A 16,620-nucleotide genomic window follows, 5' to 3' on the forward strand; every position below is an offset into this window, starting at 1 on the left:
GATCTCCTTTTGTTTCCAACGCAGACGCGCGGACATAGTTCCGTCCGAACGTAAAAAAACCCCTGCGACTGGCGCAGGGGCTAATAATGTGACGCTTATTTGGGTTTTAAGCGACCCGGGCGTTACCGCGTGGGCCAGCAAGCAGCCAGATAATAAAGCCTACAACTGGAAGGGCCAGAACAAGCAATGTCCACAGGACTTTGGAGCCTGTTGACGCCCCCGAGCTGAGGATTGAAATGATCGCCCAAATGTCGAGCGCCAGGATAAGAAGTCCACCAATACCATATTCCATGTCAGTTTCCTTTGATTAATGTTTCATTGGTGATGTAACGCCGCAAGGTTGATTTGGTTCCACGTGATTGGTGTGACACGCAGAAAACCGTAGATTGATGTGATCCAACTTTAAGTTCGCTGCGTATTCAGATTATGATGACAACAGTTCTTGAAATCCCTTGCGCAAGACGTCCCGTGCTGGCTGCGCCACGCTCAAAAGGAATACCTGTGCTGTCACGTTCTACTGAGGTCTCGCAGCAAACTGTCTGGATGCTGGCCGTGCGCGATCATCGGGATAAAGCCGCTTTTGCAGCCTTGTTTGATCATTTCGCCCCACGGCTGAAGGGGTTTATCATGCGGACCGGAACGCCCGCGACACAGGCCGAAGAAATTGTGCAAGACGTGATGCTGACAGTCTGGCGCAAGGCTGCGATGTTTGATCCGCACCGCGCACAGGTGTCTGCATGGATCTACCAGATCGCCCGCAATCGTCATATTGACATCGTACGCAAAGAAAATCGCCCACTGCCCGAAGCCATGATCGAAGAGCCCGGAACTGAGCCAGACACCGGTCAGGTTTTTGCAATCGCCCAAGAGACCGCCCGATTAAAGGATGCGTTGGCAAATCTGACGGACGACCAGCGCGAGATGATTACAAAGGCCTATATGGGCGAATTGTCTCATCAGGAAATCAGTATCCAGACCGGATTACCGTTGGGTACCATCAAATCACGGATCCGGCTTGGGCTGGATCGTTTAAGACACGAACTTAAAGGCCTGCGCGAATGACCGCCATTACCCACCATATTTCTGACGCTTTGATTGCGTCCTACGCCGCTGGCAGTCTGCCACAGGTGTTTGCGACAGTTGTTGCGGCACATGTGTCGTTGTGTCCGCAATGTCGTGCAGCGCTAGAGGCCCATCAGGCGGTGGGCGGGGTCGTGCTGGACGGTATTGCCACATCTGCGGTTTCGAAGGATATGAAACAGGCAACTTTGGCGTTGCTTGATGCGCCTTATATTCCCCAGCCAGAGTATGACCGGAGCGGGATTTATCCAGGCCCTGTTGTGCAAGCAATGGAAGGTAAAAACCCAAAGTGGAAAACCTTGGGGATGGGCGTCAAGCAAAGCATCCTGTCAGAGGATCGCAGTGGGTCGGTGCGTCTGCTGTATATTCCGGCAGGCCAAGCAGTGCCAGATCACGGTCACAACGGGCTGGAGCTGACGTTGGTTTTGCAGGGCAGCTTCACAGATGAAACCGGCCAGTTTGGTGTGGGTGACGTCGAGATTGGCGACAGTGATCTTGAGCACACCCCGATTGCCGATGCCGGGTTACCATGCATCTGTTTGGCTGCGACGGATGCAAGGCTGCGGTTTAACGCATTTTTGCCGCGCTTGTTGCAGCCGCTGTTCCGTATTTAACGCCCCCGATAAACCAACAGATCCGGCAGGTAATCCACCAGCCGGATGAACCACGAAAAAGGCGCAGGAAAATCGGTGCGAAAACGCCGCGATTGCATTGCGCGAAATACCCGTTTGGCGGCATCCTCGGGTTCCATCAGCATTGGCATTTTAAACGCATTCTTTTCCGTCAACCGCGTTTTGATAAAGCCTGGGTTGACGATGCGCACCGTGATGCCACTGTCTTTGAGATCGTGACGCATGGTTTCTGCTAGGCTGATCAATCCTGCTTTGCTGGCGCCATAGCCGATTGATTTGGGCAACCCGTGGTATCCCGCCAACGACCCGACCAGCGTGATGTCACCACGCCCTGATTTTACGAATTGCGGCATCGCCTCGCCCAGAATGCGCAGCGCGCCAGTAAAGTTCACATCGGTCATTTTCAACACGCTGTCTGTGTCCCACGCTGTTGCCGGCATGGGATCATATGCGCCCGCATTATAGATAAGTCCGTCGATTGGCCCGACCTGTGCCGCCGCTGTGCGCACGCTGTCGCTGTCAGTCACATCGAGCGGCAGCGCGCGTGCGTTCGGCAATACCGCGCAAAGGCTGTCCAGCCGGTCCTTGCTGCGCGCTGAAACGATCAATGTCGCGCCCGCGTCGCCAAGCTTTTGCGCAAGGCAACGCCCCAAACCTTCGCTTGCGCCGACGAGCCAATAGGTTTTTCCGGTAAACGGTGTCATGGCTGCTGTCCTTTGAATGTTGCGCTGTCGGTCAAAAGCGGATCGGGTGGTGGCGGCGTATTTTTGAATGGTGCCCGTTTGAATTTCAGCTTGAGCGCTTGCCACATGATCAGCGCCACGACACGCCCCGAACCGAACGGGCGGCGCACGGCAGCCCAAAGCAGCGATTGGTTTGTTGCTGGTTTGCGCTTGCCCGATAGCGTTGCCACCACACCTTGATCACCGTTTTCATAAGAAATGCGGATGTTAAAGGCTTGGTCTGTCATTCCAAATTGGAAGGTATAGTCGCCCGCGACCTGTTGAAACGGTGAAACATGCATCATTTTCTCTGCGACGATCGGCGTGGCGGGGGTGATTGCTGAAAAATCAGAATGTGCGCAAAAATAGCAATGTCGGTGGCCGAATGTATTGTTCACCTCGGCGACAAACGCCCGTGGTTGACCGTCGATCACCGCGATCCAGAAGCTGACAGGGTTAAAATGAAGACCCAAGTAGCTGGGTTGTGTGAGCAACAGCAATTGCGCGCTGTCTGTGTCAAAGCCGCGCGCATCCAAGACGTCGCGAAACCACACAACCCCGCGTCCATCGCCGCGCGCACCACCATGTTTGTGATCCCAGAGCGACCAGAGGTTAAATCTGTTCCGAGAGAATACGGTGGGTCCATCGTCGGAAAAATCGCTCAGGACATAGTCAATGCTGTAACCAAAGCTGTTATGGACGCTGCCGCGGCGGGCGTGACGGGTTTGCGATGAGATATGTTCCAACATGATAATATCTATACGCCAGTTCTTGCTGTATGGATCATTTGATCGCGCATCTTTGTTTTATTCGCATTTTTTGGATTGTATGTGATCCAATGTGACACAGCGCCCGTATCTCTTTCATAAACAACATTAGTGAGGACCGGATGTTAGACCAGACGCAGGGCCCCCGCAAAAAGATCGCAATCGTCGGGGGAGGCATTTCGGGCCTTTCCGCCGCTTATTATTTGTCGGCGCAACATGATGTAACCCTGTTCGAGGCGGCGGACCGGTTGGGCGGTCATGCCCGCACGGTAATTGCGGGGAAAAACAGGGACCAGCCCGTTGATACCGGGTTCATCGTGTTTAATTACGTAACATATCCAAATCTAACCCGATTGTTTCGCGATCTGGATGTGCCCGTCATCAAAAGCAATATGACATTTGGTGCGAGCATCGACGATGGTCGCGTGGAATACGGGCTGAATTCGTGGAAAGCGATTACGGCGCAAAAGCGGAATATTTTCCGTCCTCAGTATTATAAAATGATCTGGGATATCTTGCGGTTCGGTAAATATGCCGAGGTGACCGCCGAAAACGACGAGATGACGATTGCGGATCTGGTCGCCAAGCTGAAGCTGGGCCATTGGTTTCGCGATTACTACCTGTTGCCAATGTGCGGCGCGATCTGGTCGACGCCCATCGATAACGTGGACAGGTTTCCGGCGAAATCGCTGGTGCGTTTTTTCCGCAATCATGGGCTATTGGCTGGCGCACCGACACATCAGTGGTGGACGGTCAAGGGCGGTAGCATTTCTTATGTGAACCGGCTTCAAGCAGCGTTGACCGCGCGGGGCTGTGTCATGCACACGGATGCCCCGGTGTTGCATGTAACACGCGATACGTCTGGCGTGACGGTGCAGGCCAAGGGCCAAGCGGAACAATGTTTTGATGACGTGATTTTGGCCTGCCATTCGGATCAGGCATTGGCAATTCTGGGCGATTGCGCGACACCGGCGGAACGCATGGCGCTGGGCGACATTCGCTATCAGACGAATACGGCCGTTTTGCACTGCGACCCCGCACAGATGCCACAGCGACGGGCGTGCTGGTCGTCTTGGGCGTACCGGTCGCAAGATGGCGCGATTGGCGTGACCTATTGGATGAACCAGTTGCAAAGCATTCCGATGGATGACCCGCTGTTCGTGACGCTGAATCCGTCCCAAGACATCCCGCAGGATCTGATTTACGATCAGGTCACTTATGCGCACCCTGTCTTTGATCAGGCGGCGCTGCGCGCTCAGGGTGAAATTCGGGCGATGCAGGGTGAAAACCACACATGGTTTGCCGGTGCTTATAACCGTCACGGATTTCACGAAGACGGTATTGCCAGTGCAATGCGGATTGTGCGCCAGCTGATGACCCCTGTTAATACGAAAGGACTGCCCGATGCGGCTGACAAACAAAGCGCTCAAATCAAAGTTTCTGTCAACTTGTGAGCGGCTGCAAGACGGTCAGGTGACGCTGCGCACCCCCGAGGGCGAGCGTTACCAATTTGGTAGCAGCGGCCCGCAAGCCGAGATGGTCATCCGCGATTGGTCTGCTGTATCGGCGATGGCCGCGCACGGGCAGGTGGGTTTAGGCGAAGCCTATGTCCAAGGCCTGTGGGACACGCCGTCAGTCGAGGGGTTGATGACAATCGCAATGCGCAACCGCGATCAACTGGCGGCGTATGACCGTGCGCGCCCGTGGAACCGTCTGAAATTTCGCGCCGTTGACCGCGTGTTGCGCGCCAATTCCCGCCGTGGATCGCGCAACAATATTCGGGCGCATTATGATGTGGGCAACGAATTTTATCATCTGTGGCTTGACGAAGGTATGACCTATTCGTCGGGTATTTTTGTCTCCGGTGACAACGACTTGGGCCAGGCGCAAACCCGCAAGAATGCGCGCGTGCTATCGCGTTTGACAGATGGCGAACGCCTGTTGGAGATCGGCTGTGGTTGGGGTGGTTTTGCCGATCATGCTGCTGACGACGGCCGCGATGTCACAGCGATCACCGTGTCGCGCAACCAGCACAGCTATGCCGACAGCCGATTGGACGGACGCGCGGATATCCAATTGCGCGACTATCGGGACGTTGAGGGGAAATTCGATAATATTGTGTCGATCGAGATGATCGAGGCGGTCGGCGAGCGGTACTGGCCAAGCTATTTTTCCACGATCAAACGCAATCTGGCCGAAGGGGGCAAGGCAGTTGTTCAGGCGATCACGGTGCCAAACGAAAGCTTTGATACCTACGCCGCAGGGTCCGATTTCATCCGCCAATATGTATTTCCTGGCGGCATGCTGTTGTCAGATGCAGTGATTGCAGATCAGGCGAAGAAGGCTGGCCTGAAAGTGCAAGACAACTATGCCTTTGGCGCAGATTACGGCAAGACCTGCCGTATTTGGGCGGAAAGGCTTGTCGCGCAAAAGCGCAAAGTTATGGCGTTGGGCCACGGCGACGCGTTTTTCCGTAACTGGCAGTATTACCTTGAGATTTGCGCCGGATCCTTCACGATTGGCCAGACCAATGTGGTGCAGGTCGAATTGGGCCATGCGTAGCGGCTGATGGTTTATCCGCGCGTCAGTCTATATGCGATGATGCTGGCCGCGGCTGGTATCCCGCTTTACATTCATCTGCCGCGCTTTGCGGCGTTGAATTTAGGGCTGGATTTGGCCGTGATTGGGACCGTGTTGTTACTGATCAGGGTTGTTGATTTGGCGCAAGACCCCCTGTTCGGGTGGGCTATTGATCGGTGGCCGTTGCAGCAATCTGCCTTTGCTTTGCTGGCAGCCAGCGGGCTTGCAATTGGGTTTCCGATGCTGTTTTCGTTGAACCCCGGTCCCTATCTTGTCCCGGCATTGGTTGCACTGCTGGTGCTTCTTTTTTCGGCCTATAGCCTTGGGATGATCTTGCTTTACGGGCGCAGCGCGACCTTGGCGCGGTCGGTCACACCCGATGAGTTGATGACCGTTGCGACCTACCGTGAAATCGGGATGCTGTTTGGCGTCGTCCTGGCGGCTGTTGCCCCTGCTGTTTTTGCCGGGCTGGGCATGGCCGGACAAGGTTACCCTGCATTTGGTTGGTTTTTGGGAGCCATCGCTGTCATCAGTGCATGGGGGACGCGCCAGATTTGGCGGCGCAAACCAATTTTGGGCTCGCGGATATCGTTGGCCGGATTGGCGGGCGCGGGCGCGCTGCGCCTGCTGATCGTTGCCTTGATCAATAGTTTACCAGTGGCGATGACGTCTACGTTATTCCTGTTTTTCGTCGAAGACCGGCTGCAACTTGCGGGCAAAGCGGGTCTGCTTCTGGTGTTATTTTTCGCCAGCGCCGGGATCAGTGTGCCATTCTGGGCGCGGCTTAGTCGCCGTATCCGGCCACGCAATGTGCTGTTGTTGGCGATGCCGCTTTCGATTGTTGGCTTCATCGGTGCCGGATTTTTGGCACCGGGGCAGTTGTTCGCATTTGCAGCCATCTGTGTGGTGTCTGGCGCGGCATTGGGTGCAGACATGGTTGTTTTGCCTGCGATGTTTTCTGTGGCGTTGACGCGGGCAGGTGTCAATGCGGGTGCTGCGTTTGGACTTTGGTCGTTTGCTGGCAAGCTTGGGTTGGCATTGGCTGCGTTTATTGTGTTGCCGGTATTGGGGCGCAGCGGATTTACGCCGGGGGTATCAAACAGCGATGGCGCCTTGATGACCCTTAATGCTGCATATGCTTTTGTGCCTTGTGTCCTGAAACTTGTGGCTTTGGGTTTCGTGCTCAGACTACCGACAAAGGAATAGTCCGTTGAAAATACTTATTTCGCTTTTGGTTTTGGCTTTGTTGCTTTGGGTTTTGAAAGACAGGCTGTTGAGTTTTCGGGCACAAACCCCGGAAGGCTATGTCAACCTTGGCCCTGAGATGGCGTTGAAAACGCATTTGTCAGGACCGATCCAATCCGAAGGGCTGATTTACGGTCCAACCGGACGGGTGACGAGCACGTTTGTCGCAAGGATGTTTGGTGAGTGGGAGGGAAATACCGGCACCCTAACCGAGGACTTTACCTATTCGAATGGTCGGACGCAGTCACGCAAATGGTACTTGCGAGCGGGAGAGGGTAACCAGTTTACCGCGACCGCCGATGATATCATCGGGACGGCGCACGGGACTGTTTCGGGTGCCACCATTTCGCTGCGCTATACGATTGTACTGCCGTCTGACGTTGGGGGGCATAAGCTCGATGTGACCGACTGGATGTACCTGACCGAAGATGGGGTGATTATGAACCGATCAGAAATGCGGATGTTCGGTTTCAAAGTGGGTGAACTGATTGCGACGATGCGCCCCGATCGGAACCCGTGAATATTGTGCCTTGGTCACGATGATCAAGGCGATGCCGAACGCAGTTATACTACAGTACTAAAGTAAGTGGTTGTTTTACAAATAGTTCACAGCTTCGTTGTGAAACTGACAAGCTGATCCCATAGCCCCGCCCCCAGTAAGCGGGGGACGGATGTGTCCCTCGACAACGAGGGAAAAGATTATGAAAACGACATCCGTGTTGATCGCGAGCGCGATGACTGCGGCGCTGGCCGTCCCGGTGGCTGCCCAAACCCAAATCGAATGGTGGCATGCGATGGGTGGCAGTCTTGGCGATACCGTGAACCAGATTGCCGCTGACTTTAACGCCAGCCAATCCGATTATGTGATCACGCCCGTGTTCAAAGGCAGCTACGAAGAAACCCTGACCGCAGGGATCGCGGCGTTCCGTGCTGGTGAACAGCCGAACATTTTGCAGGTGTTTGATGCCGGTGCTGCCACTGTGATCGGCGCCAAAGGCGCGACGGTGCCTGTTCAGGATCTGTTGGTTGAAAACGGTGTCCCTTTCAACATCGAAGATTATATTTCCGGCGTGCGGTATTTCTATGCCGATAGCGACGGTAAAATGATCGGTATGCCGTTCAATTCGTCTTCGCCGATCATGTATTACAATGTGGCCGCGCTGAATGCAGCTGGTGTTACTGCGCCTGTGACATGGGAAGAGTTTCAAGACGTGACCGCGCCCGCACTGGTCGACGCCGGGTACATCCCGCTGACGCAATCGCATATGCCGTGGATTTTCACCGAGAACTTCTTTGCCCGTCACAACCTGCCATTTGCGACCGGCAATAACGGGTACGATTCCGCTGACATCACGATCAACATGGATGCCCCTGAAATCCGCAACCACTTTGAGGCGTTCAAAAGCTGGATCGATACCGGCTATGCCGGGTTCTATGGCGCGGGCTGGGACGACAATGCGACACCGTTCGAGCAAGGCAAAGTCGGCCTGTGGCTTGGGTCTTCGGGGTCGTTTGGCGGATTGCAGCAAACGGCGGAATTCGAATTTTCGGCGACCTACCTGCCATACTGGGAAGCTATCACAACAGAGCCAACACAGACCTTTATCGGTGGTGCCGCCTTGTTCGCGATGTCTGGTCAGCCAGCGGAAGAAAACAAAGCGACCGCCGAATTCTTCCGGTACCTGACATCACCCGAAGTCCAGTACATGTGGCACCAGCAGACCGGCTACGTGCCAATCACTGAAGCTGCATATGAAATGGCGAAGGCGGATGGTCACTATGACCGGTTCCCGGCCGCCGAAGTCGGCATTCAGCAACTGTCATTGCCTGCGGGTGAATGGACACGCGGATATCGCATGGGGTTCTATGTGCAAATCCGTGATGTAATGAACCGCGAATACACCCGCTACCTGACAGGTGAAACGTCGTTGGATGATGCGTTCACGGCGATCAAGACCGAAGCAGATGATTTGCTGGCGCGTTTCGCCCAAACGCAAAACTAAGCCAATCAGGCAACTATCTGCGGTCGCAGCAATGCGGCCGCTATTCGCATTCTTTGACATCAGGAACAGAATATGAAGCGCGCTGCGTTCTCTCAGCCTTTTATGCCTGTAGCGCTTTTGCTGCCGCAGTTGATCATCATCGCTGTGTTTTTCTATTGGCCCGCATGGGAGGCGGTTTATTCGTCGTTCTTCATGCAAGACCCATTTGGATTCGGGTCGAATTACGTGGGCGGCGACAATTACACCCGGCTTGCGAAATCATCGGAATACGCAAAGGTCGCGGGCTTTACGCTGTTTTTCACGGTGGTGGTTACGTTCCTGTCACTGGCGATTGCGTTGCTGTTGGCGGTGAAGGCTGACAAGGTGATCCGCGGCGCCAAGACGTATCGCACGTTGCTGATGTGGGTGTATGCGGTGGCACCGCCTGTCGCAGGGTTCTTGGGTGGGCTGTTGTTTGACCAAAATATTGGCCCGATCACCGACTTGTTCGCGTTTTTTGGCTATAAGCTACAAATAGGCTTGAATTACAACGACACCGCGTTCGCGATGATTGTTGTGTCCGTTTGGAAACAGATCCCCGTCAATTTCATCTTTCTGCTGTCGGGGTTGCAGTCGATCCCGATTGCCGTGCGCGAGGCGGCATTGATCGACAATAAATCCGGCACCCGTCGATTTTGGGATATTACGTTTCCGCTATTAGCGCCCACAGCGTTTTTCCTACTCATCATCAACATCACCTATGCGCTGTTCGATACATTCGGGATCATTGACATCATGGTCAAAGGCAACCCCGCGTCGAACCCGATCACCCTTGTGTACAAAGTCTATGCGGACGGGTTTCGCGGCAGTGATCTGGGCGGGTCATCGGCACAATCGGTGGTTTTGATGATCCTTGTTCTTGCGTTGACAGTCATGCAGTTCCGCATGCTGGAACGCCGTATCCATTATACCTGAGGGCATGAGATGACAAAACTGACCCGCAACAAAAAACCGATCCGCCTTGGCGATATCGCCGATCATGCAATTTTGATCATCGGTGGATTGGTGATGTTATTTCCGGTTTATCTAGCCCTGACGACCACAAGCCACGACAATATCACCCTTAGCAGGGAGGGCCTGAAATTTTGGTTTGGCGACCAGATGGCGCATAACTTTTATAACGCGATGTTTGAAAAAGGCGGATTTAGCGAAACCATTGATGGCACGTCCATGCTGATCAATTCGTTGATCCTTGGCTTTGGGTTTGCGGCGGGGAAAATTGTGCTGTCGATGGCGGCGGCCTATGCGATTGTGTATTTTCGCCTACGGTTCGCGACATTTGCGTTCTGGATCATCTTCACCACCATCCTGCTGCCGCTCGAAGTTCGTATTTTGCCATCCTACGAGGTGGTGACCGGGCTTGGCCTTGCCAACAGCTATACCGGGTTAATTGTACCGTTGTTGGCATCTGCGACGGGCACGTTCTTTTTCAGGCAGTTCTTTTTGTCGGTCCCCGAAGAGCTGGTCGAAGCCGCGCGTATTGATGGCGCTGGGCCGGTCAAGTTTTTCATCGACATTCTTGTACCACTGTCGCGCACGATGATCGCCGCGATTTTCATCATCATGTTCGTCTATGGCTGGAACCAGTATCTGTGGCCGACCCTGATCACCACAGACGAAGGTCTGTTCACGCTGGTCCGCGGGATCAAGCAGATCACCCAATCCATCTATGAGGGCAACCAAATTCCCGAATACGGTCAGGCCTGGGCGCTTGCTATTATCGCGATGCTGCCGCCCGTTCTGATCGTTATTTTTTTCCAAAGCTGGTTCGTTAAGGGCCTCGTTGAATCCGAAAAGTAGGAACATCACTATGGCAACCGTCAGCGTTACCAATCTTTCAAAAACCTATCCAAACGGTGCACAGGCCGTGCACCCTGCTACCTTTGACATTGCGGACGGCGAACTGATTGTGCTGGTTGGCCCATCGGGCTGCGGCAAGTCAACATTGTTGCGTATGGTTGCAGGTCTTGAAGACATCAGTACGGGCGATTTGCGTATTGGCGACCGAGTCGTCAATAATGTTGATCCGGCAGAGCGCGACATCGCGATGGTGTTCCAGAACTACGCGCTTTATCCGCATATGACGGTTGCGAAAAATATGGGGTATGGGCTGAAAAATCGCGGCACCTCCAAGGAACAGATTGCCGACAAGGTCGCGGAAGCGGCAGACATGCTAAGCCTGACACCACTGTTGGGTCGCCGCCCGAGCCAGTTGTCGGGTGGTCAACGCCAGCGTGTTGCGATGGGGCGCGCGATTGTGCGCGATCCGGCGTTGTTTTTGTTCGACGAACCGCTGTCGAACCTTGACGCAAAGCTGCGCCACCAGATGCGCGTGGAAATCCGCAAATTGCAGCGCCGCCTAAAGGTGACGGCGATGTATGTAACCCACGATCAGGTCGAGGCGATGACCATGGCCGACCGGATTTTTGTGTTGAACGCGGGGCGGATCGAACAGATCGGCACGCCGTCGGAAATTTACCGCACGCCCGCGTCGACTTTTGTCGCGTCGTTTATGGGCGCGCCACCGATGAATTTGCTGGCGGGGCACGCGCAAGGCGGCACGGTCCAAATCGGCGGGGTTGCGTTGCCGATGGCGGGCGCGGATGGAGCTGTACTGCTTGGTATTCGCCCCGAAGAGGTGAGCGTTTCCTCGACGGGAACCGTTCCATTCCAATTGACGCTGATTGAAGAGCTTGGTGCAAGCCGTTTGTTGCATGGTAAGGTTGCGGGGCAGGATTTTGTCGTCAATGCGCCCAATGATGATACGGCTCTTTCGGAAGGGTTGATGCTTGATTTCCCTCATGGCGCATTGCACCTGTTCGATGCACAGACGGGAAAACGGCTATGACCAAGATTGTGAAAAAGCTGCCGTCGGTTACCGACGTCCAGCGTGCTGCGATCTTGCGGGCCGACCCGACCCCCGAGGCGCACCGTGCGCTGATGGCGATGATACCTGCGATGACATTGATTGAGGTCGGGGGGCATGCTGCGGATAGCTTGGCGGGGTCCGTTACTGTCGCGGCATGGAACCTTGAGCGGTGCCTGTTTCCCAAAGACAGCGCGGATCATCTTCGACCGTACACGCCGCAAGTTATTCTGGTGTCCGAAGCCGACAAGGGTATGGCGCGCACCGGACAGCGCAATACGATGGCGGATATGGCCGCGCATTTGGGGATGGCCTATGCGTATGGTGTCGAATTCCACGAGCTGGATCTAGGTGGTGCAACAGAGCGGGCGTTTTGCAAAGATGATTTCAACACCGAAGGCTGGCATGGCAACGCCATTTTATCCGCTGCGCCGTTCAAGCGGCTGGAACTGATCCGGCTGGATGATCACGGGCATTGGTTTGCACCTGACACAAATGCGGTGGACCCCGGTCAGCCACGGGTCGGCGGGCGGATGGCGATTGCCGCGGTAATCGCGGTGGATGGGCGCGATGTGTGTTTTGTGTCGACCCATCTGGAAAGCAACGCAGGGGCCGCGCACCGCGATATGCAGATGGTACGGCTGCTGGATGCAATTGATGATTTTGCACCGGATATGGCTGTCATTATTGGCGGTGATCTGAACACGGGAAACCACATTCCACCGGATTTCAATTGGCATGACGAGACGCTTTTCGATACCGCCTATGCGCGCGGCTATCACTGGGACGCAAATGCGCCGGGGTTTACCACACGGCCCAGCCTGATCACCCCGCATCCCGACCGGAAGATGAAGCTGGACTGGTTTTGCTGTCGGGGTGTGGATGCTCGCGAGGCCCGAATTTTGCCCAGTACCGACGCGACCGGACGCCCGTTGTCGGATCATGACGCTGTCCTTGCCACTTTCTACCGTCAATAGTGTCGGGTTCGTACCACGTTGTCATCATGATCGGGGCTGACATCGAGGACCGCACAATGTGATTATGGTCGGTAACCTGAATGACAGGATTAGAACGCTGCTTTTAACTGGCGCGTAGCTTTCCGCATGTGCAAGGAAATCACGTTAAAAGTAGGTAGCATATAGGTTAATCGCCTTAAGCGTTTATTTCCACACGCTTCGTGATTGTTCCGTCTTAAAACACTATAATATTAGCGTTTACTTGTCGAAGGTTAAGGGATTTTTAACCATCCTTACCTCTATTTGTTAACCAAAGGTCAGCATATCGCGACCATTGGTATGGATGATGAGTTCATGTTTGATTTTCAAAACGACGTCTCTGCCCTTCACGTGAAGCCACGCTCTGCCGTTTGTCAGTCGTCACGATCAAAGCGTGTTTTCGACTATAGTTTTGCTGTGATACTGTTGCTGCCAGTTTTGGTATTCGGGCTGATATTGATCGTGCTGAACCCTTTTATGAATGCTGGCCCACTTTTGTTTTGGCAGGTGCGGATGGGTCAGGATTGCAAACCTTTCACGGTGATAAAATTTCGCACAATGCGGCCAGTATGTGGCCCCAGAGGCGCGTTTGATCACGTCGAGACCGAACGGATCACCGTGCTGGGGCGGTTTTTGCGTCAAACACGCATCGACGAACTGCCCCAAGTGATCAACGTGCTTCGCGGTGAAATGAGCCTGATTGGACCGCGACCCGACAGCTATGAACATGCGCAGGTTTACCTGCGTGATGTGCCTGGATACGCGGCGCGCCAGCACGTTCTTCCGGGTATCAGTGGCTATGCCCAAACAGAAATCGGCTATGTTGATGCGATCGCGGGGCTTCACCGCAAGGTCGCGGCGGATTTGTACTATATTGCGAACGCCAGTTTCGGTTTGGATATGTGGATCGTGTGGCGCACGTTGATCGTTATCGCTGCCCGCAAGGGCGTCTAAAGAACGGTGAATTCACCCATCGTGACGTGTAGCGCTGTCAGCTTTCCCGTTTTATACGCTCCCGTATCTAAATGTACCCGCCCGTTTTCGATATGAGGATCGGCGACAACGGCATGGCCGCGTATGACCCACATGCCGTCGGTTCGGGGCTGGTTCGCGAATTCCGGATGCCCCCACGCAAACGCACGGTCGAGCTGATCCGCAAGAGGTTGGGTCGGGTCCGCCCCGGCGTGCACGACGGCGACATTGCCACTGTGCCACCAATAGGGCAGGGCGTTTAACCAAGCGAGAGTATCGCCCATCGCGGACATCAGTGCGTCGCGTGCGTGAACAAATTCTGCGGGTTCGCTCGTTAAGGTAATTGCGGCAATGCCATAGCTGGCCAGTGTGGCAGCGCCGCCATAGCGCAACCAATACCGCCCGTTTTTACGTGGATGTTTTATGAACCGCAGTAACATTTCTTCGTGGTTGCCGCGCAAACACGTCACGTTGCCAAGCAGAGATGCCTCTTGCAGAAGGCGCAACACTTTTGCGCTGTCCGGGCCGCGGTCGATATAGTCGCCCACACACACAATTTGATCGGGCTGCGCAAGAAGCCGTTCAAAAAGCGGAGCCAAGAGGTCCGCCCGCCCATGCACATCGCCAACAACGTAGAATGGCTGCGTCGGCATCGGAGGGCCACCCGTAAAGGCAGAGGTGGTTGGGAGGCTTGTCATGTTTCCTCTTTACGCAGTCCGTATTGGCTTGACCATATTAAGTGCGCGCGGTGGTCCAATCAGTTGGTAATCGCCGCGCGATAGGCATGGAGGATCATTTTAGAACTGGAGCCTCTGATGTCTGATCCCTTTGATTCCGATTACGTCAACTTGACCTCGCCTGCCGTGTCTCACTATGCCATCGTACCCAGTGATACGATGGATTTACCAGTGCGGCCGCGCGCGATTTTTGCGAATACGAGCGGGATTGCAGTATTGCAGGATAAAAATGGTGTTGCGATTAGCTACGACCTTGTCGCGGGAAGCGTGTTGAGCATCCGACCGTTGCGGGTGCTGGCGTCAGGGACAACCGCCCAACTTGTGGCGTGGTACTGACCATGATTGGTCTGGAGGTTTCACCGGGCTACACTCGGCCCGCGCGCCCATTGCCGCTGGCGGCTTTTTTCGCGCCGGGGCCGGGTGCGCATGTCGCCTTGGCGCAAGGGCCATCACAAAGCCTGACTGTGTGGACCGAGATCGGTTCGCAATGCGCGGCCTGTTTGCGTTTGGATGGGATGAATAGCAGCACACGGCTGTCGTGGCGCGAGACGCTGGTAGCTGAGTTGAGATGTATGTATCCAGTCGCCGATTTTCAGCTTTCCGGATCGTGGTCACAGTTACAGTCATCTGGGTCAGGGTTGCAAAGCAGCTATACTGGCAACCGCGCTGTCAGTACATCGTCTGCGGCGGCAATTGCGCAAGTCACAGTCGGACGCGATGCACCATATGATCTTTGGATTCATTACACCGGCCGCACCAATGGTGGGTATTGCCGTGTTGATATTGATGGCGCACAGGATCTGGTGAACGAGATCGATGACCCTGCCGGGCTCGGGTATTTGGCATTTGGCACGTATTCGCCTGTCGATTTAAAGCGGCGCAGCAGCATCAAGGTGGCAAGCGGATTGCGTGGAAGCCACGTGGTGACATTGCGAGCAGCAGGCGCCGCCAGTCCGGGTGGGAATGCGATCATGATCGAAGCTGTTGCGATTTCCGGCGCGCTTGCCGATGCGCGCATCTTGCCACCGGCATGGCAGCCGGGCTTTGCGTATACGCAGGGAGACGAGGTTCAGCATATGGGCATATTTTATGCTGCGCGCGCGACCGGCGTGAGCGGAACCACAGGCCCATCACATATCGCGGGCATTGCCTCTGACGGTGGTCTGGATTGGCGCGCCGATAATCGCCCGACCTATCCGGCGTTTGTCGCGGTCGATTACGCATCAGAGCGCGAATATGCGGCGCGTTTTTCGGTAGGCGGGGTTGCGACCGAATTGGGCGGCCAGACGCACGGCAATGAAGCGTTGGTATCACGCACAATCGAAATTGACGGTGCGCCGTGGGTGCCTGTGAGTGGGGGAAATGGCCTGACATTGGGCACGCAGGTTACCATGACCGAAAACACAACTTGGCAGCGGTCAGAGGGGGGCGACTTGGGTGAGTGTCAGTTGCAGCGGACGATCACGTCCGGTCAGATCCGTCATGATGTGTCAGTGATCGGCACTGGTGCGACCGCCGATATTGAATGGCTTTATGCAGCCATGGCCCCGTTTGTTCATTGGGACGGTGAAACGCAGGCGGTTGTTATCACGCAGGCAGAGGCGGCAGAGCAGTCACAGGTGGTGATTGCCGATTATGCGGGCGTCACACCCGCCAATTTTACCTATGACAACACGCATCGAACGGGTTTGACGGGATCGGCATTGGGGCAATCTTTTATATATGGTCTGGAGGTGGGGAAGACGTCCGCGACCGATAATATCCTAAACAGGTTTGATACCATTTTGCACCCAAATCAGAACGCTGCAAGTGCAAGCGGCAGTACGGATTGGACGGCAAAGGCGTATGTTACGGCGGGTCCAAACACGGGATTTCAATTTGGGGCCGGCGATGCGCTTGGCTTTTTCAGCCGGCACGTGCTGAAGGTTGTGTGACACAGCACATTTTTGCGGATGCGATAACATCCATGGTTTCCCTTGGGC

The 16,620-nt window shown here is 55.0% G+C and carries 18 protein-coding genes; 14 read left to right on the forward strand and 4 right to left on the reverse strand.

The features are described from left to right. Positions 1 to 106 precede the first annotated feature (106 nt). Positions 107 to 292 (reverse strand): PLD nuclease N-terminal domain-containing protein, encoded by a 186-nt coding sequence (locus ACXJGX_RS09630; protein ID WP_474781036.1) that lies wholly within the window; start codon positions 290 to 292, stop codon positions 107 to 109. 134 nt (positions 293 to 426) lie between these two features. Here ACXJGX_RS09630 and ACXJGX_RS09635 point away from each other — a divergent pair, with 134 nt between their 5' ends. Continuing rightward, positions 427 to 1,062, forward strand: coding sequence for a sigma-70 family RNA polymerase sigma factor (locus tag ACXJGX_RS09635; protein WP_474781038.1), 636 nt, complete (start codon positions 427 to 429; stop codon positions 1,060 to 1,062). Then, entirely contained in the window at positions 1,059 to 1,694 is a 636-nt protein-coding gene (locus tag ACXJGX_RS09640; protein ID WP_474781040.1) for a ChrR family anti-sigma-E factor, read from the forward strand. Before ACXJGX_RS09635 ends, ACXJGX_RS09640 begins: the two co-directional genes overlap by 4 nt. Here the strand turns inward: ACXJGX_RS09640 and ACXJGX_RS09645 are convergent. Together ACXJGX_RS09645 and ACXJGX_RS09650 are read right to left on the reverse strand one after the other, a co-directional pair. Beyond that, positions 1,691 to 2,416 carry an SDR family NAD(P)-dependent oxidoreductase gene (locus ACXJGX_RS09645; RefSeq protein ID WP_474781042.1) on the reverse strand — a complete coding sequence of 242 codons (726 nt, stop codon included), beginning with the start codon at positions 2,414 to 2,416 and terminating at the stop codon, positions 1,691 to 1,693. The genes ACXJGX_RS09640 and ACXJGX_RS09645 overlap by 4 nt on opposite strands. After that, entirely contained in the window at positions 2,413 to 3,183 is a 771-nt protein-coding gene (locus tag ACXJGX_RS09650; protein ID WP_474781044.1) for a DUF1365 domain-containing protein, read from the reverse strand. Before ACXJGX_RS09650 ends, ACXJGX_RS09645 begins: the two co-directional genes overlap by 4 nt. A 140-nt stretch (positions 3,184 to 3,323) precedes the next feature. Between ACXJGX_RS09650 and ACXJGX_RS09655 the strand changes: the two genes are divergently transcribed. From ACXJGX_RS09655 to ACXJGX_RS09700, 10 genes are all read left to right on the forward strand, one after another. Next, the gene (locus ACXJGX_RS09655; RefSeq protein ID WP_474781046.1) at positions 3,324 to 4,655 is read left to right on the forward strand and encodes an NAD(P)/FAD-dependent oxidoreductase; all 1,332 of its coding nucleotides are present in this window, start codon (positions 3,324 to 3,326) and stop codon (positions 4,653 to 4,655) included. Further along, positions 4,606 to 5,763, forward strand: coding sequence for a class I SAM-dependent methyltransferase (locus ACXJGX_RS09660; RefSeq protein ID WP_474781048.1), 1,158 nt, complete (start codon positions 4,606 to 4,608; stop codon positions 5,761 to 5,763). Before ACXJGX_RS09655 ends, ACXJGX_RS09660 begins: the two co-directional genes overlap by 50 nt. A gap of 6 nt (positions 5,764 to 5,769) precedes the next feature. Beyond that, positions 5,770 to 6,987: an MFS transporter gene (locus tag ACXJGX_RS09665; RefSeq protein WP_474781050.1), complete on the forward strand. Its 1,218-nt coding sequence runs from the start codon at positions 5,770 to 5,772 to the stop codon at positions 6,985 to 6,987. 4 nt (positions 6,988 to 6,991) lie between these two features. Then, entirely contained in the window at positions 6,992 to 7,546 is a 555-nt protein-coding gene (locus tag ACXJGX_RS09670) for a DUF3833 family protein (RefSeq protein WP_474781052.1), read from the forward strand. 181 nt (positions 7,547 to 7,727) lie between these two features. Then, the gene (locus tag ACXJGX_RS09675; RefSeq protein ID WP_474781054.1) at positions 7,728 to 9,029 is read left to right on the forward strand and encodes an extracellular solute-binding protein; all 1,302 of its coding nucleotides are present in this window, start codon (positions 7,728 to 7,730) and stop codon (positions 9,027 to 9,029) included. Positions 9,030 to 9,101: 72 nt separating this feature from the next. Then, positions 9,102 to 9,983, forward strand: coding sequence for an ABC transporter permease subunit (locus tag ACXJGX_RS09680; protein WP_474781056.1), 882 nt, complete (start codon positions 9,102 to 9,104; stop codon positions 9,981 to 9,983). A 9-nt stretch (positions 9,984 to 9,992) separates the two neighbouring features. Then, positions 9,993 to 10,868: a sn-glycerol-3-phosphate ABC transporter permease UgpE gene (gene ugpE / locus ACXJGX_RS09685; RefSeq protein ID WP_474781058.1), complete on the forward strand. Its 876-nt coding sequence runs from the start codon at positions 9,993 to 9,995 to the stop codon at positions 10,866 to 10,868. A gap of 10 nt (positions 10,869 to 10,878) precedes the next feature. Then, positions 10,879 to 11,916 carry a sn-glycerol-3-phosphate ABC transporter ATP-binding protein UgpC gene (gene ugpC / locus ACXJGX_RS09690; RefSeq protein ID WP_474781060.1) on the forward strand — a complete coding sequence of 346 codons (1,038 nt, stop codon included), beginning with the start codon at positions 10,879 to 10,881 and terminating at the stop codon, positions 11,914 to 11,916. After that, positions 11,913 to 12,911 (forward strand): endonuclease/exonuclease/phosphatase family protein, encoded by a 999-nt coding sequence (locus ACXJGX_RS09695; protein WP_474781062.1) that lies wholly within the window; start codon positions 11,913 to 11,915, stop codon positions 12,909 to 12,911. Before ugpC ends, ACXJGX_RS09695 begins: the two co-directional genes overlap by 4 nt. Before the next feature lie 333 nt (positions 12,912 to 13,244). Then, a complete protein-coding gene (locus ACXJGX_RS09700; RefSeq protein WP_474781064.1) occupies positions 13,245 to 13,883 on the forward strand; it encodes a sugar transferase in 639 nt (212 codons plus the stop codon). Here ACXJGX_RS09700 and ACXJGX_RS09705 read toward each other — a convergent pair. Next, complete coding sequence (locus ACXJGX_RS09705) at positions 13,880 to 14,599, reverse strand: metallophosphoesterase (RefSeq protein ID WP_474781066.1); 720 nt, start codon at positions 14,597 to 14,599, stop codon at positions 13,880 to 13,882. The two genes, ACXJGX_RS09700 and ACXJGX_RS09705, sit on opposite strands and share 4 nt — an antisense overlap. Positions 14,600 to 14,716: 117 nt before the next feature. On the opposite strand from ACXJGX_RS09705, the gene ACXJGX_RS09710 reads away from it, so the two are divergent. Both ACXJGX_RS09710 and ACXJGX_RS09715 read left to right on the forward strand, forming a co-directional pair. Continuing rightward, positions 14,717 to 14,974, forward strand: coding sequence for a spike base protein, RCAP_Rcc01079 family (locus tag ACXJGX_RS09710; RefSeq protein WP_474781068.1), 258 nt, complete (start codon positions 14,717 to 14,719; stop codon positions 14,972 to 14,974). Beyond that, on the forward strand, positions 14,965 to 16,572 hold the full coding sequence (locus tag ACXJGX_RS09715) for a hypothetical protein (protein ID WP_474781069.1): 1,608 nt from the start codon (positions 14,965 to 14,967) through the stop codon (positions 16,570 to 16,572). The genes ACXJGX_RS09710 and ACXJGX_RS09715 overlap by 10 nt, the downstream gene beginning before the upstream one ends. The last annotated feature ends 48 nt before the right edge of the window (positions 16,573 to 16,620 follow it).

The sequence above is a fragment of the Yoonia sp. SWMV100 genome (genome assembly GCF_056108365.1).